Annotated in this window: 13 protein-coding genes; 6 read left to right on the top strand and 7 right to left on the bottom strand. The window is 58.5% G+C overall.

From position 1 onward, the window contains the following. Window positions 1–188: 188 nt before the first annotated feature. Window positions 189–2,102 carry a ShET2/EspL2 family type III secretion system effector toxin gene (locus D3870_RS05235; RefSeq protein WP_158590382.1) on the bottom strand — a complete coding sequence of 638 codons (1,914 nt, stop codon included), beginning with the start codon at window positions 2,100–2,102 and terminating at the stop codon, window positions 189–191. 338 nt (window positions 2,103–2,440) lie between these two features. Here D3870_RS05235 and D3870_RS05230 point away from each other — a divergent pair, with 338 nt between their 5' ends. Then, entirely contained in the window at window positions 2,441–3,448 is a 1,008-nt protein-coding gene (locus D3870_RS05230; protein ID WP_119737245.1) for a sulfate ABC transporter substrate-binding protein, read from the top strand. 114 nt (window positions 3,449–3,562) lie between these two features. Here D3870_RS05230 and D3870_RS05225 read toward each other — a convergent pair whose 3' ends face one another. Together D3870_RS05225 and D3870_RS05220 are read right to left on the bottom strand one after the other, a co-directional pair. Then, window positions 3,563–4,228 carry an amino acid ABC transporter permease gene (locus D3870_RS05225; protein WP_119737243.1) on the bottom strand — a complete coding sequence of 222 codons (666 nt, stop codon included), beginning with the start codon at window positions 4,226–4,228 and terminating at the stop codon, window positions 3,563–3,565. A gap of 495 nt (window positions 4,229–4,723) precedes the next feature. Continuing rightward, window positions 4,724–5,530 (bottom strand): cystine ABC transporter substrate-binding protein, encoded by an 807-nt coding sequence (locus D3870_RS05220; RefSeq protein ID WP_119741713.1) that lies wholly within the window; start codon window positions 5,528–5,530, stop codon window positions 4,724–4,726. Between the two features lie 703 nt (window positions 5,531–6,233). Between D3870_RS05220 and D3870_RS05215 the strand changes: the two genes are divergently transcribed. From D3870_RS05215 to D3870_RS05200, 4 genes are all read left to right on the top strand, one after another. Beyond that, a complete protein-coding gene (locus D3870_RS05215) occupies window positions 6,234–7,790 on the top strand; it encodes a DUF4331 domain-containing protein (RefSeq protein WP_422879640.1) in 1,557 nt (518 codons plus the stop codon). A 10-nt stretch (window positions 7,791–7,800) separates the two neighbouring features. After that, the gene (locus D3870_RS05210) at window positions 7,801–8,106 is read left to right on the top strand and encodes a hypothetical protein (protein ID WP_119737241.1); all 306 of its coding nucleotides are present in this window, start codon (window positions 7,801–7,803) and stop codon (window positions 8,104–8,106) included. 154 nt (window positions 8,107–8,260) lie between these two features. Then, the gene (locus tag D3870_RS05205) at window positions 8,261–9,430 is read left to right on the top strand and encodes a tetratricopeptide repeat protein (RefSeq protein ID WP_119737239.1); all 1,170 of its coding nucleotides are present in this window, start codon (window positions 8,261–8,263) and stop codon (window positions 9,428–9,430) included. 59 nt (window positions 9,431–9,489) lie between these two features. Next, complete coding sequence (locus D3870_RS05200) at window positions 9,490–10,578, top strand: HupE/UreJ family protein (protein ID WP_340638434.1); 1,089 nt, start codon at window positions 9,490–9,492, stop codon at window positions 10,576–10,578. 242 nt (window positions 10,579–10,820) lie between these two features. On the opposite strand, the gene D3870_RS05195 is transcribed toward D3870_RS05200, so the two are convergent. From D3870_RS05195 to D3870_RS05185, 3 genes are read right to left on the bottom strand one after another with little or no spacing between them, the layout of a single operon-like run. Beyond that, complete coding sequence (locus D3870_RS05195; RefSeq protein ID WP_119737235.1) at window positions 10,821–11,219, bottom strand: diacylglycerol kinase; 399 nt, start codon at window positions 11,217–11,219, stop codon at window positions 10,821–10,823. After that, on the bottom strand, window positions 11,216–12,622 hold the full coding sequence (locus D3870_RS05190; protein WP_119737233.1) for a LutB/LldF family L-lactate oxidation iron-sulfur protein: 1,407 nt from the start codon (window positions 12,620–12,622) through the stop codon (window positions 11,216–11,218). Before D3870_RS05190 ends, D3870_RS05195 begins: the two co-directional genes overlap by 4 nt. Continuing rightward, complete coding sequence (locus D3870_RS05185; protein WP_119741709.1) at window positions 12,622–13,353, bottom strand: (Fe-S)-binding protein; 732 nt, start codon at window positions 13,351–13,353, stop codon at window positions 12,622–12,624. The genes D3870_RS05190 and D3870_RS05185 overlap by 1 nt, the downstream gene beginning before the upstream one ends. Before the next feature lie 205 nt (window positions 13,354–13,558). Between D3870_RS05185 and D3870_RS05180 the strand changes: the two genes are divergently transcribed. Then, a complete protein-coding gene (locus tag D3870_RS05180) occupies window positions 13,559–14,350 on the top strand; it encodes an IclR family transcriptional regulator (RefSeq protein WP_119737231.1) in 792 nt (263 codons plus the stop codon). A 72-nt stretch (window positions 14,351–14,422) separates the two neighbouring features. Here D3870_RS05180 and D3870_RS05175 read toward each other — a convergent pair whose 3' ends face one another. After that, window positions 14,423–15,694: an ATP-binding response regulator gene (locus tag D3870_RS05175; protein ID WP_242489870.1), complete on the bottom strand. Its 1,272-nt coding sequence runs from the start codon at window positions 15,692–15,694 to the stop codon at window positions 14,423–14,425. Window positions 15,695–15,706 lie beyond the last annotated feature (12 nt).

Below are 15,706 nucleotides of genomic sequence, written 5' to 3'. Positions count from 1 at the left end.
TTTTTTCACAAGACCTTCAATGTCAATCCGGGGTTCCGATTCCAGGAGCGTCACGCTTGCCTCACGCGGTTCCATGTCCGACATGCAACGACGGCGTGTTGACGGTGACAGACGTCATCAATCGCGTCGTCCATCCCATTCCGCGGCTGGGTGAAAGAGATAACGGACAGCCGCCTCATCCATGCAATTTATTGAACACTTAATTTATTGAGCACTTCATCGAACAACCGTGCGAACGCAGGTGATTCTTCCCGCATTCTCGCAAAACGTTCGGACGGACGCCGCACACCGTCCGTCTCGACGAAACAGCTCGATTCGACAAGCGTCCGCAATCTCGTTCGTTCATCCGGCTCCAGAGCGCCGCAACAATCCTTGACCAACTGAAGATAGCGGCAGGCCACTTCAACGTTCGGATTTTCCTTCTCCATGACAGCACCAAAGGCGGAAATCCCGTCAGACTCCTTTGCCTCAAGGATATCCATCAGTTTTCCCGGGGCTATTCGCCGTACCTCTGAAAGCAGCGGACCATACTCCGCTATCGCATCGCCATGTCCTTCCGCCATCGCTGCGTGAAGTGCCGGCATTCCGCCTACAGTTGCCATCACCAGCTCCACCTTTTTGTCGTCCGGGATCAGCGATAGCAATTCCCCATAGGCGTGGATGACATTGGCATGTCCCATGAACAGCGCGACGGCAAGTCCAGAAATTCCGTTTTCCTGAATCGCCGCCACCAGGCTTGCACGCCGCGATTCGGGAACGTGCGACAGCAGCCGTCCGAAGGCGCGAATCGCATCGGCGTGTCCACCTTTCGATGCCGAGAACAGACCGGGCGTACCATCCTCGTCCATGGATGACAGAAGGGCGACCTGCTCTTCCTCCGACATCCGGACGAAGGTTTCTTCCAATTGCAAGATGTTCCCGGCGAAGCCATTCTCCAGCAAGCAATGCATCGCCCAAGGACCAATGGCGGCGTCGGGCACGCAGCTCGTCAACGTACGGTTGGCGATATGCGGGGCATTCGCGGGTATACCATCCCTGGGACGTACATACAGCATCGACAGCTTTTCTTCGTGAGGGTAGTAGCCTTTCATCAAGCGAGATTCCGCCACATAGGCGCCGACGTCATGGAACTCGAATGTTCTTGCGCTGCTCGACGCGGCGCGTACATGTCGCACTGAATCATTGGGGTCGAAGAAGCGCACCACGTACGAAGTGACTCCATCTTTCTTCTTGATCGCCAATTCAAGACTCATCGAGTGATTGGGCGACTCCATCAACATCTGCCTGCCCTCCTCGCCAAGCAGTTCCATTTTCTGAAACTGCCCGACGAGAAATGCGCCGAACTGCCCATTTGGAATTAAATGAGTGTCGGTCGCGTGTGCCTTCAGGCGTTCATGCTCGATCCGTATGTCGGGAGTGATCCCGGCTTCGATCGCATCCTTGCTCGCAAGGTGGGTGTAATCGGGCTTGACGCGTCCTTTATCTCCAACCGGCTTCGCGTCCTTCATGTATTGCATCGCAATCGGCGAGCAATCGATCTCCTCGTCCGTGCCGCGGAATCTCGCCTTCCCGTTGAGATTTATCCTTCCGCCAAAACGAGGGGAAATATAAGGAATTTCCTTCATTACCGTCCGAATCCCGGCGTCGTCAATCGATGTCTTTTCAAAGCGCCTGTATGTGCAACTCCTCTCTGCATATCCGAGCAACAGCAACGCACGCAGGATATCCCTCTGGCCGCTTGCGGCGGCACGCGCCCAAAGCCTGTCTATGCCGCCCGCCGTGCTGATCTCGCGCTCCATGATTGCCTTTGCCTGTTCGAGGCGGCCTCCGTGCAATGCATTGTCGAGCGCGCTGTGCTGCTGCGAAGCTCCTTCCGGATACAGGATTTTCAATCGCCGGTCGTAAGTCAGCGCATCCTGTATCGCCTTGAACTCAGGACGTGCAAGCAAGTGCTTGACACGATCCCACACGCCGGACACATCGGCACCATTCGCCAGCAGCGCTTTGACCAGCACAACATCATTCCGCTGGATGGCATGCTCCAGCGTATCGGGCGACGAGCCTCTATCTCCCGCACCGAAAGCGGTTCCTGGTCGCAGCAAGGGCTGCGTCTCCTCCGTCGAAGACGTACTGTGCCTGTTGGATCGACTCCCGGGAAAACAACAACCAAACATGTACATCTCCTCGTGGCAACATGAAACGCGCACTGATGTGCGGCATCCTTGGCTGTACTGAGTGGTGCCGGCATTTCCTTTGGTTCCATGCCTGACCATAACAAGGGTACGGTCGCCGAAAGAGAGCGATATAAGCAAATGAAAAAAGATTAGTACGCATGGCAAGAACTTTTATGGACAATGACGCATTATTCATTTCCATATGCGGGGTAATAATGTCTCCAGTTTTCAATGTCATTCCGTTAACCTCACATCAATCGACCGCGATGCGACGAATCACCCTGCGCATCGGCAGCCTGATTGGTACTGCTGCATTGGCTTTGAGCTTCACGACGCCAGTCCACGCGCAAACCACGCTGCTGAACGTTTCCTACGACGTGGCCCGCGAACTGTTCAAGGACATCAACCCCGTCTTCATCGCCGACTGGAAAAAGAACACCGGCGAAACGCTCACCATCAATCAGTCGCATGGCGGCTCCAGCAAGCAGGCCCGCGCAGTTGCCGACGGCCTCGAAGCCTCTGTCGTGACGATGAACCAGGCCAACGACATCGACTTCCTCGCCGACAAGGGCCTGGTGCCGCAGGACTGGGCCAAGCGCCTGCCGAACAATGCCGCGCCCTTCTATTCGACCATGGTCTACCTGGTGCGCAAGGGCAATCCCAAGCAGATCCGCAACTGGGATGATCTCGCCAAGCCCGGCGTGAAAGTCGTGATCCCGAATCCGAAGGTCACCGGCAACGGCCGCTACAGCTACCTTGCAGCATGGGGTTCCGTGATCAAGAAAGGCGGCACCGAAGCGCAGGCGCGCGAGCTGGTGACCAGCATCTTCAAGAACGTGCCGGTGCTCGATGGCGGCGGCCGTGCCGCAACCACCACCTTCACGCAGCGTGAAATCGGCGACGTGCTGGTGACCTTCGAAAACGAAGTGCAACTGGTACGCCAGGAGTTCGGCGACAACTTCGAAGTCGTGTATCCGAGCACCTCGATCCTCGCCGAATCGCCGGTGTCGGTGGTTGACAAGGTCGTCGACAAGAAAGGCATCCGCAAGCAGGCAACCGCCTACCTGCAATTCCTGTACACCGAACCGGCGCAGGACATCATCGCGAAGCATTACTTCCGTCCGCGCTCGGCTGCGGCATTCAAGAAGTACGAAGCGACGTTCAAGCCGATCGCCCTGTTCACCGTCGATGAAGTGTTCGGCGGCTGGAAAGCGGCGCAGAAGAAGCATTTCGACGATGGCGGCGAGTTCGACAAGATCTTCCAGAAGAAGTAAGCGGATCGTTGCGATGGAAATGAAACGGGAGAGGATCGATCCTCTCCCGTTTTTTTCATGTGCGCCGGATCTGTGCCTGCCGCGCCATGTTCTGCGCGCATGAGCGGCGATGCCCTACACATGCCCCTGCCGCAGCCGCCTCTCCATGCGATGCTGCAACGCTTCAAAGCAAAGACTCAGACCCCAGTAAATCACCGCCGCCGCCACATACAGCGGCAAGGGCCGGAACGTCACCGCAATCACCTCCTTGGTTGCCAGCATCAGTTCGGTCACGGTGATGACCGACACCAGCGACGTATCCTTCAACAGGCTGATCAAGGTGTTGCCCATCGACGGCACGGCGGTGCGCAATGCCTGCGGCACGACGATATGCCGCAGCGTCTGCGCATAGTTCAGGCCAAGACTGAAGCTCGCGGCCCACTGTCCCTTGCTGATGCCGAGTATCGCGCCGCGCAGGCTCTCCGACAGATAGGCGCCGGCATTCAGGCTCAAGGCCAGTACCCCCGCCGTCATCGGTGTGAATTCGATGCCGACGCTCGGCAAGCCATAGTAAATGACGAAAATCTGCACCAGCAGCGGCGTGCCGCGCATCAGGCTGACATAGGCGGTCGCGGTCCATTGCAGCGGCTGCCACGGCACGATGCGCGCCACCGCCAGCAGGAAACCCAGCGCGAGGCCGCCGACCATCGACGCCAGCGCAAACAGCAGCGTGTAAGTCGTACCGGTCAGCATGACCGGTGCCGCGCGACGCAACAACTCCAGAAGTTCGGCAAGTTCCATGGCAACTCGACAAAAAAATCCCCGCAACGCAGTGCGGGGATCGTGTTATTCGACAAGCATGCGGAGTGTTAGGGTCTGTTTACATGCAATTCGGGAGTGCGAACGGGCCGTATGCGTTGCAGGCCAAGGCGCGGCGACGCGTCGTGGCGGTGCCACGGCAAGGAGCCGCAACGCCGGCATGCGGCGCATACGGCCCGTTCCCTCCGGGTTCTTTCCAGAAGGCGCGCTGCGGGCGTTGCATGGCTGGCAAAGACGTCCAGTCTTTGCGGTGCCACGCGCCACCCGCAACACGCCTTCTGGAAAGAACGCATCCCCCGAATTGCATGTAAACAGACCCTAGTGTCCTGAGTTGAAAATTCGCTGCATAAAAGATGACGAGAATCGCACCGATACGGCGTCAAAAATACTCGCAAGGCCTCGGCCTTGCTGCGCTTTTTTCCTTGCCTCGTCGCGATTTCATCACTTTTATTTGCAACGAATTCCCAACTCAGAACACTAGCGAGCACCCGGTGCCTTGCTCACATCAGTTCCAAACCACTTCATCGATACCTGCTTGAAGCTGCCATCCTTGAACGAATCATCCAGCGCCTTGTTCACCGCTTCCCTGAATTTCGGATTGCCCTTCTGAAACGGGATTCCCATTTTCTCCACGTCGCCGACCGGCGCGCCCGCCTTCACCGGCAAGGGAGACGTTTTCAGAAGGTAGGAAACCATCAGGCTGTCATTGAGCGCCGCATCGATCCGGTTCGACGCCAGATCCTGCAAATATTCCGGTGCGCCGGGATAGCTCTTCACCTCGATGCCCGGAATGCTCCTGGCCTTCTGCTCGTAATTGGTTCCCTGCCCGACGCCGAGTCTTTTCCCCTTCAAAGCGTCCAGGCTGTCGAACTTGCGCGTCTCGTCCTTTCTGATGATCAACTGCGGACTGGAGATCGTGTACGGATCGGAGAAGTCGAACGCCTTCTGCCGTTCGGGAGTGATGCCCACCTGATTGACGATCACGTCGTACTTGCCGGCGGCAAGCCCGGCCAGGATGCCGCTGTATTCGGTGGCAATGAATTCGGGTTTGACGCCGAGTTTGGCCGCGACCAGTTTGGCGACATCGACATCGAAGCCGGTCAGTTCGTTGGTCTGCTTGTCCTTGAAGTTGAACGGCGGATATGTGCCCTCCAGCGCAATGCGCAAGGTACCGCGCGACTTCACCGTATCGAGCAGGTCGGCGGCACCGACATCGACCGCGCCGGCAGCCAAGACTGCAGCAATCAGGTACTGGCCGAGACTGACTATTCCTTGCTTCTTCATTGCATGCCCTTTCGCAACGTCACGACTTGTCGAGGATGCCTTGTTGAGAATGCCCATACACACTGAAACACTGCATGGAACGCACCATTGTCGTAATGCTATGACCAAGTAACGAACGTCAATGTTCCGACCGAGCGCCTCAGGTTCCGCATCCGGCACCGAGACCCTGTCGACTTCGATCATGGCATTGAGCGCGAACGAGGCGCCGTTCTCGCGCTGGCGCTGGCACCAGCGGCAGTCGCAGCCACCGACCAGAGGGAATGGCGACGATCGGATCATGACTGAGACATTGCGATGTAATCAAAACCAGGCATCAGGCATACGCTGCCAGCACCCGGAACGCTCGCTGAATCTCGATTGTCCCGATTGCAATTTACTTGCTACTGCAAGCTCTATTGAGATACATCAAACCGATGCTTTTGTTCCGCCGGATCGCGAATCCGATTCCATATTCCGTACGTATATTGAATGAGGAGCTTCATCTGCCCTCCTCCATCTGTCCAACGGACCGAGCGAACCGTCTTCGCTCGCGAGATGCTGTTTCGATGAAAGTCATCTTGCTCGCCGCCTTCAGCGGACTCTCCCGGATCAAGGATTTCAGAAAGAACAGCATACCCGCTCAAAGCTGTCATCAGTGCAGCATCAGGGAGCAGGATTTGTGCAATTGATTCATCCCGGCACCTCATTCGTTCAGGAGAAAGCCATGTCAGTACTGAAAAACAAATCACCTTGCACGGCCATGCAGACGACCATGCGCATTGCAGGCATCGCAGGTTTGATCATCGCCAGCCTGCCGCTGGGTCCGCCCGCATGGGCATCCAGTCATCGAGAGGCGCCATTCATCAGCAATGCCCCCAAGGTCGATGGAACCGACCTCTACATGTTTCGCAGTTATGCTGCCGGCCGGCAGGACTATGTGACGGTGATCGCCAGTTACATCCCGTTTCAGGATCCTCAAGGCGGGCCGAATTTCTATCAGTTCGATCCGAACGCGCTGTATGAAATTCATATCGATAACAATGGCGACGGCACGGAAGACATCACGTTCCAGTTCCGCTTTAAAAACACTTCGAAGAAAACCGCCTTGCCTGTCGGCGACAAGCAGACTCTGATCCCCCTGATCAACTCAGGCACGATCAACGGTGTCAATCCCGCAACCCTCAATGTGCGAGAAACCTACACGGTCGATATCGTGCGCGGCGACCGCCGCAGCGGGACGAAAGGCAACTTGACGAACATGGCTGGCGGTGCGACCGAATTCGACAAGCCGGTCGACAATATCGGCGACAAGACCTTCGGCAGTGCAAGCGCATACGAAACCTATGCGAATCAGCATATCTACGACGTTGCCATTCCTGGCTGCGGCAACGGCCGGGTGTTCGTCGGGCAGCGCAAGGAGTCCTTCAGTATTGCCGTCGGCAAGATTTTTGATCTGTTCAACCTGAATCCTCTCGGACCGGAGGTGGGGGGCAACAAGAACGATCTCGAAGGAAAAAATATCAGTTCGATCGCGATGGAACTGCCCATCGCTTGCGTCGCGACGCAGGCCGAGCCGGTGATCGGTGCGTGGACCACGGCCAGCATGCGCCAGGGGCGGCTGATCAATCCGTTGCCTGGAACGAATATCAACAACGCGGTCAAGGAAGGTGGTCCCTGGGCACAAGTGTCGCGCATCGGCATGCCCTTGGTAAATGAAGTCGTCATCGGCATGGACGAGAAGGATCGGTTCAATGCAGCCAAGCCCAAGGATGATGCGCAGTTCATTGACTACGTCACCAATCCTGCGCTTCCGGCATTGGTGGAAACGCTGTTCCCTTCAGCAAAAGCGCCAACCAATTTCCCGCGAACGGATCTGGTCACCGTGTTCCTGAAAGGCATTGAAGGACTCAATCAGCCGAAGAACGTGGTTCCGGCAGAAATGATGCGCCTGAACACGTCCACTCCTCCGACAAACCAGGGTGATCAGAATCCGCTTGGTGTCGCAGGTGGCGACCAGGCAGGCTTCCCCAACGGCCGACGCCCGGGCGACGATGTCGTCGATCTGTCACTACGTGTTGCCATGGGTGCGCTGTGCGTCTTGACCGGCGACGGCGATGCGCTGAAGGTCGGTTGCAAACCGTCCGATGCGCCGGCGGGAGGACTCGCGCTGACTGATGGCGTGCGCAAGACAGCACAGGATTTCCAGCCGCAGTTCCCGTACTTCAATACACCACTGCCAGGCAATGGATCCGGTACCCAGCCGGACTCCACTTCGCAATAAGGAGAATGCCATGACAAACCAACGCATTCTCCTGTTGACGTCGACCATGCTGGTGCTGGCGCTTGCCGGTTGTGGCGGGGATGACGGCGGCTCTCCAGCCATGGCGACCGGAGGCGGCACTTCCACCGCTGCAGGCACGACCGGCAGCAGCACTTCCGGCAACAATGGTGCCGCCAATGGCACTGCAATGACGGGCTCGTTCCTCAGCCAGGTGATCGCCATCATCGGAGGCACATCCGATACTGCCGAACCTGTGGCGGTGGATGCGGCAAGCGCCGCCACCTCCGACACCACGGAACCCGAGCCGGTCAGCTGACTCGCCACTGCTTGTCGCTGTCGGCAATCGGCGCTTCGTGCTCATGCCGCAGCGTGGAAGCCCGCCGTCAAAGGCGGGCTTTATCGCACAAGGCCTGCCTGTCCGCTTCCGTGGCACCTGCCTCATCGTTCTCCTCCTGAACCGGGAATGACATATGCGTTTCGACAAGCTCATCTTCGGTCTGCTCCTGATCTGTCCGTTTGCACATGCCGCGCCGTACATTCCCGCAAGCGGATCACAGGTTCTGGAAAAACTGCCAAGCCGCAATGACCCGACACAGCAAGCCTCCTCCCGATTGCGCGCCCAGCTTTCGCAAAACCCGGACAATCTTTCCGTGGCGACCAGGCTCGCGCGCCTGTATATCAACACGTCACGCATCGATGGCGACCCGCGTTATCTCGGCCATGCGCAAGCGGCGCTGCGGCCATGGTGGGATCTGCCGCGTCCGCCCAAAGAGGTATTGATCCTCAGGGCGACCATCCTCCAGAGCAACCACCAGTTTCAACAGGCGCTGGCGGACCTCGACACCGTGCTCGAGTCCGATCGCGACAACGGGCAGGCGTGGCTGACGCGGGCAACTGTCATGACGGTACTCGGCAACTACGATGAGGCCGGAAAAAGTTGTGCACGCCTGTTCCGGCTTGCCGCCGACCTGGTAACGCAAACCTGTCTGGCCAATGTGGGCAGCTTGAGCGGCAAGGCATCCGATAGCTATCTGGCGCTGTCCCGGGCACTGGACAGTCATCCTGACACCGATGCAGGGGTGCGCATATGGGCGTTTACTCTCCTTGGCGAAATTGCCGCCCGTCTCGGCGACGATGTCGCTGCAGAAAATCACTTCCGCGAGGCGATGTCATTGGCTTCGCCCGACGGCTATCTCCTCGGCGCGTACTCCGACTTTCTGCTTGACCGCGATCGACCATCGGAAGTCGCGGCCCTGCTCAAATCGAAGGGACGCAATGATGCCTTGCTGTTGCGGTATGCGATCGCATTGAAGGCCCAGCGTTCCTCTCTGACCGACGAACAAACCGAAATCCTGCGCCAGCGATTTGCGGCTGCGTCGATGCGCGGCGATACCATCCATCAGCGCGAACAGTCCCGCTTTGAATTGCACCTGCTGGGAGATCCGAAAGCCGCCCTTCAGACGGCGCAGCGCAATTGGCAGGTGCAGAAGGAACCGGCAGACCTGCGGGTGCTTCTCGAATCCGCAGTTGCGGCAAAGGACAAGACAGCGATCACGCAGGTCATGGAATGGATGCAGAAAACCCGGCTGGAAGACCGGACGCTGAAAGCTCTACTGGAGAAAGCGAAGGAGAAGGCTTGATGCTGCTGCGGATATTGCTGCCGAGCTTGTCGCGAATTGCCCTTCTCGCATTCTGCTGTTTGATCCTTCCGTCCCACGCGCACAAGCCGAGCGACAGCTATCTCACGTTGACGATAAATGGGAACACCATCGACGGCCAATGGGACATCGCTCTGCGTGACCTGGATTTTGCGATCGGGCTTGATACTGACGGCAACGGCGAAATCGTCTGGGATGAAGTCCGGGCCAGGCATCCAGAGATCGCCGCATACGCCCTGTCCCGCCTGAATCTGTCGAACAAGGACGGCCCGTGCCAGGCAAAGCCGGTACAACACTTGATCGACGACCATAGCGACGGCGCCTATGCGGTACTGCTCTTTCGCGCCGACTGCGCGCACCAGGTGGAATCGCTGACCGTGCAATACAGCCTGTTTGCCGATCTCGATCCACAGCACAAGGGACTGTTGCGCCTGGAAGGCAATGGACAAACCATCACTGCAATCTTCGGGCCCGACAACCCGCGACAGGTTTTTCGTTCAAGCGAGCAAACCAGGCTGAGACAATTCGCGGATTATGTACAGCACGGCATCTGGCATATATGGATCGGCTTCGACCATATCCTGTTCCTGCTGTCGCTGTTGTTCCCGGCGGTGCTTTCCTTCAATGGAAAGACATGGCAGCCGGCGGAAAGCTTCAAGGCATCGTTCCTCGACGTTTTCAAGATCGTCACCGCATTCACGCTCGCGCATTCGATCACATTGACGCTGGCAACCCTCCAATTCATTTCCCTGCCGTCTCGATGGATCGAGTCCGCGATTGCGTTGTCGGTCGTCATTGCAGCGTTGAACAACGTTTTTCCCTTGTTCCAGGGCAGTCGCTGGATTGCCGCTTTTGTCTTCGGGCTGATTCACGGCTTCGGCTTTGCGAGCGTTCTCGGCGATCTCGGCCTGCCTCAGAACGCGCTGCTGCTTGCCCTTGTCGGCTTCAACGTCGGTGTGGAGATCGGGCAGCTTGCAATCGTCGCCGCCTTCCTGCCGATTGCCTATGCGTTGCGGCAGACCTGGTTTTACCGTGGCGTCATACTCGGCACCGGCTCGACACTGATCGCCGCCATCGCGGCGATCTGGCTGGTGGAACGCGTGTTTGATCTCAGATTGATTTCTTCCTGAGCAGGCATGGAAAGGCTTTTTGGCAAGGATCTACGCCAAGCTGATGGAGGTAGGGTACGCCGCGCGGAAATCATCCTTTTCCCATGCACCTTCCGAGCACGCCCTGAATCTCGCGGCGGGGCGGACTGGTTGGAAATATGGCCGAAGGCGCGATGTACATTCACTGCTCGATCGAATTGTGTGCAGGTTTATCACTGTGCGTATCGGGTCGTGCACGAGTCGATACCGGCACCGAACCACGCTTACCGCAACATCACAGGAAGAACAATAACGCCCCACGTCCCGGCTGCCACCAGTAACGCCAGAAACACCGCCGCACTGCCGAAATCCTTCGCATTCTTCGACAACGGATGACGCTCCAGCGAGATGCGATCCACCACTGCCTCAAGCGCCGAGTTGATCAGCTCGACAATCAGCACCAGTATCAGCACCGCGATCAAGCCCAGCTTTTCCAGCGGCGACACCGGCAGCAGCAAGGCAACGATCGCCGCCGGCACGGCCAGCATCAACTCCTGGCGGAACGCGTGCTCGCTGTTCCACGCGGTCTTCAATCCTTCGATGGAATAGAAAAAAGCGGCGAGAATCCGCTTCACGCCGCTTTTGCTCTTGAACTCGCTGATCTGCTTGTCGTTGTCCATCATTTGCGTTGTCTGTATAACTCGCGGAATGTCTTGCCGGATGGCGCGGGCATCTCGCGATAATCGGTCCAGCCTGCGCCGAGCGGCAAGCTGGAGATCGACTTCTTGCTGCCGCCCATCATGCGCAGGACACGCACGCCGACTTTCGTTGCCAGCCGATACAAGGCGGGGCGCTTCGCGACAAAGGCCCAGAGCGTCAAACCGAGCCGTTCATGCATCGGCCGCAGATGCCGCTCCACTTCCTTTTCGCGCAGCTTGCGCAGCAGGTCGGGCAGCGGGATTTTAACAGGGCACACCACATGGCATTCGCCGCACAAGGTGGAGGCCTGCGGCAGGTCGAGCGCCTTTTCCAGGCCCGCATACAACGGTGTCAGCACGCTGCCCATCGGCCCCGGATACACCCAGCCGTAACTGTGGCCGCCGATCTTCTGGTATACCGGGCAATGGTTCATGCATGCGCCGCATTTGATACAGCGCATCATCTCCTGAAACTCGGTACCGACCAGCCCCGTCCGTCCGCCATCGACCAGCACGAAGTACATGTGCTCCGGGCCGTCCAGCTCGCCTTCCGCGCGCGGACCGGTGAGCAGCGAGACGTAATTCGAAATCGACTGGCCGGTGGCAGAACGCGGCAGCAACCGCATGACGGTGGCGAAGTCCTCCAGTGTGGGCAGCACCTTTTCGATGCCGGTCACGACCACGTGTACCTTCGGCGGCATCACCGTGCACATGCCTTCGTTGCCTTCATTCGTGACGACCGCCACTGATCCGGTTTCGGCGATGACGAAATTGCCGCCGGTGATGCCCATGTCGGCCGACAGGAATTGCGGGCGCAATACCTCGCGCGCCTCACGCGTCATCTGCGGAATGTCGGTCAGACGCGGCTTGTGATGCACGCGCGCGAACAGGTCCGAGATTTCTTCCTTGTCCTTGTGTACCACCGGCGCGATGATGTGCGACGGCGCTTCGTTGTTGTTGATCTGCAGAATGTACTCGCCGAGATCGGTTTCGATGGGCTGCACGCCGGCCGCTTCCAGCGCGGCGTTCAGCGCCATCTCTTCCGACACCATCGACTTCGACTTGATCGCTTTCTTCACGCCGTGCTTCTTCGCGATCTCCACCACCAGCCGCGACGCATCGTCCGCGCTCTCGGCAAACAACACGGTCGCACCGCGCCGCGTGGCCGCCTGCTCGAAGGTTTCCAGCCACACATCGAGATTCTCGATGGCGCGCATGCGGCGTTCCTTCGCAGCCTCGCGCGTGCCTTCGAAATCGTCCAGCTCGATGATTGCCGACGCGCGTCCGGTGACGAACTTGGTCGATAATTTTTTCAGGTTTTGCTGAAGACGCTGGTCGGCCAGTTTTTGCCCGGCGCGTTCCTTGAAATGCATGGAGCGGATTTCCATCACGCGTCTCCTGCCAGTACCTGCGCCACGTGTAGCACGCGTGTCTTGTCATCGCCCGTACGGCGCAAGCGCCCTTCTATGTTCAGCATGCAACCGAGGTCGCCCAGCACCACGGCATCCGCGCCGGAGTCATGGATGTTCGCGCATTTCTCGTCGACGATCGCACTCGATATATCACCGTACTTGATGGAAAAGGTTCCGCCGAAGCCGCAACAGGCGCGGCTGTCGTGCATTTCCGTTACCTGCACTCCCGCTTTGTCGAGCAAGGCTCGCGGCTGCGCCTGTACACCGAGTTCGCGCAGGCCGCAGCAGGAATCGTGATAGGTAACCGCACCCTTGAAGCCATTCTTGCCGCAAGGCAGTTGCTCGATCTTTGCCACAGAGTATAGAAAATCGGTCAGCTCGTACACGCGCGGCGCCAGACGCGCCATGCGCGCCGCGAGAGCAGGATCGTCGGAAAACAGATCAGCGTAATGCACCTTCACATTGCCGCCGCACGAGCCGGAGGGAATCACCACATAGTCGAAGTGTTCGAATTCATTGACGAACTTCTCCGCCAGATCGCGCGCCGCCTTGCGGTCGCCGGAACTGTAGGCAGGCTGGCCGCAGCAGGTCTGCATGTCGGGCACGACCACTTCGCAGCCGGCGGCTTCCAGCAGCTTGAGCGCCGAAAAGCCGATTTCGGGCCGCATCATGTCCACCAGACAGGTAACAAATAATCCGACGTGCATGTCCATTCCTCTCCTGTCGATTCCACACGGGCACATGGCGCGCACGGGAGCCCGCTGCGCCATGATGATGCCGTCATTATGGTGCTGCCCCGGCGAAAAGACTTGAGATTTCCCGATGAAATAATTTGGACTGGCGGCGCAATTTTTTTCGTACTATTTTTCACAATGTGGTATAACGTCGATATTGCAACGCACCAATTTCCTTATGAAGCCTGCACAACCTTCCGAGAACGAACAGATTTCGATCCAGGTGATCGAGCGCATGATCTCGCTGCTGGACGCCTTGGCCCACTATCCCGATCCAGTCAGCCTGAAAGAACTGTCGACCGTCACCGGACTGCATCCATCGACTGCGCACCGCATCCTCAACGATCTGGTGGTCAAGCGATTCGTGGACCGTGCCGAGGCAGGTTCCTACCGTCTCGGCATGCGCCTGCTGGAACTGGGCAATATCGTGAAAAGCCGTCTGAATGTACGCGAAGCTGCACTGGATTTCATGCGCGCCCTGCACCGCAAGACGCATCAGACCGTCAATCTGTCCGTCCGCCAAGGCGACGAGATCGTTTATATCGATCGCTCGTTCTCCGAACGTTCCGGCATGCAGGTGGTGCGCGCGATCGGCGGACGTGCGCCTTTGCATCTGACGTCCACGGGCAAGCTCTTCCTCTCCGTGGATGATCCCAAATCCGTGCGCGCCTATGCGACGCGCACCGGCCTTGCCGGCCACAACAAGAATTCCATTACGGAGCTTGCCAAGCTGGAACGCGAATTGAGCCTGGTACGCGCGCGCGGCTATGCGCGCGACAATGAAGAACTGGAATTGGGCGTGCGCTGCATGGCCGCCGGCATCCATGACGACTCCGGCAAACTGATCGCCGGCTTGTCGATTTCCGCCCCGGCCGATCGCTTGCAGGAGGAATGGGTGGAAGATCTCGTGAGCACCGCCACCCAGATTTCCGCAGTGCTGGGACATGTGCCGCAAGGCGCCGCCGCATAGCATTTCCCTTTTCGGTCCGGCGGACGCGAGATGCAGGCGGCGCGGTGCGACTGCCTGCATTGAATGATCCGTCTAGGCAATTCCACCGACCTTGCCACGCGGCCCTGCCGCATCCAGGTTCTCGACCGAAGCGCTGACCGGCAACGCCAAGACACCGTCACTCCCGCGCAGCATCGACAGTTCGGCGACCACATCGGTCCGCGTTTCCCCCTCGTCCGAACCATCCGCGCCCTCGCTTTCGACAGGGATCGAGACAATCAATGTGGTGCCCTTGTGCTGTCCGCTATCGATGACAAGACGGCCGCCCAGTGCGCCGGTACGCTCTCTGATGCCAACCAGGCCAAACGAGTTCGCATTTCTCCGGCAGCCCGGAAATATTCCGATACCGTTGTCTGCCACTTGCATGAACAAGGTGTCGCCATTCTGCTGCAACTTGATATCCGCACGCGTCGCCTGCGCATGGCGCAGCACATTGTTCAATGACTCCTGCAGGATGCGAAACAGTGCCGTCGCGCGGCTGTCGTCAAGCACAAGCTCCCTGCCCTGCATGTGCAAATGACATTCGATGCCGCTGCGCCGCTGAAAGTCCTTTACCTGCCATTCGATCGCCGCATTCAGTCCGAGATCCAGCACGGTCGGACGCAGGTTGTTGATGATCGAACGCATGGCCTTCATGGTGACGTCGATCTGATCGAGCACCGCATGGACTTTCCTGTTCAGCTTGGGATGGGTGTTGCCGGTGCGCGCGTACAGCATCGACACATCGATGCGCAGCGCCAGCAGATTCTGCCCCAGATCATCGTGAATTTCGCGCGCGATACGCTTGCGCTCGTCTTCCTTGACGCGGTCCTGATAACTGGCGAGCTGGCGCAACTCCTCGCGCGACTGGCGCAACGCGTCTTCAACCAGCTTGTGTTCGTTGAGCTGTTCGAGATTGCGCTTGCGCTGTTGCTGCAGTTCGCCATTCAATCGCACAAAGTGCTCGGCGCGCGATTGCATCTCCAGCTTCTGCTTTGCAAGCCCGGCAAAGACCGCAAGCTTGGCTTGCAATATCGCGGCAACGATCGGGGCAGAAATGAAATCGACCGCACCTGCCTGATAGGCCCGCAACCTGTCGTCTTCGCTTGCCTGTTCCGCGGTGACAAAAATGATGGGGACCATGGCGGAACGCGGATGCGAGTGGATGGTGCGCGCCGTCTCGCACACATCCACAGCCGCCATCCCGGCATCCAGCAAGACCAGCGCGAAATCGCGCTCGGCTATCCGGCGCAGCGCCTCCGAGGCCGAGCGGGCAAACGCAATCGCGTACCCGGCCGTATTGATTGCATGATTTGTTTCGCTCAACAGACTGCTCAA

Origin of the sequence: Noviherbaspirillum cavernae, from assembly GCF_003590875.1 — a bacterium.
GTDB lineage: Bacteria > Pseudomonadota > Gammaproteobacteria > Burkholderiales > Burkholderiaceae_D > Noviherbaspirillum > Noviherbaspirillum cavernae.
This window is presented reverse-complemented; position numbering and strand designations above follow the sequence as displayed.

Excerpts from the sequence above, each read along its gene's own strand:
- D3870_RS05215 (WP_422879640.1), top strand. The coding sequence starts at position 6,234 with ATGTCAGTACTGAAAAACAAATCACCTTGCACGGCCATGCAGACGACC.
- D3870_RS05180 (WP_119737231.1), top strand. The coding sequence starts at position 13,559 with ATGAAGCCTGCACAACCTTCCGAGAACGAACAGATTTCGATCCAGGTG.
- D3870_RS05230 (WP_119737245.1), top strand. The coding sequence starts at position 2,441 with ATGCGACGAATCACCCTGCGCATCGGCAGCCTGATTGGTACTGCTGCA.
- D3870_RS05220 (WP_119741713.1), bottom strand. The coding sequence starts at position 5,530 with ATGAAGAAGCAAGGAATAGTCAGTCTCGGCCAGTACCTGATTGCTGCA.
- D3870_RS05225 (WP_119737243.1), bottom strand. The coding sequence starts at position 4,228 with ATGGAACTTGCCGAACTTCTGGAGTTGTTGCGTCGCGCGGCACCGGTC.
- D3870_RS05210 (WP_119737241.1), top strand. The coding sequence starts at position 7,801 with ATGACAAACCAACGCATTCTCCTGTTGACGTCGACCATGCTGGTGCTG.
- D3870_RS05190 (WP_119737233.1), bottom strand. The coding sequence starts at position 12,622 with ATGGAAATCCGCTCCATGCATTTCAAGGAACGCGCCGGGCAAAAACTG.
- D3870_RS05195 (WP_119737235.1), bottom strand. The coding sequence starts at position 11,219 with ATGATGGACAACGACAAGCAGATCAGCGAGTTCAAGAGCAAAAGCGGC.
- D3870_RS05185 (WP_119741709.1), bottom strand. The coding sequence starts at position 13,353 with ATGCACGTCGGATTATTTGTTACCTGTCTGGTGGACATGATGCGGCCC.
- D3870_RS05205 (WP_119737239.1), top strand. The coding sequence starts at position 8,261 with ATGCGTTTCGACAAGCTCATCTTCGGTCTGCTCCTGATCTGTCCGTTT.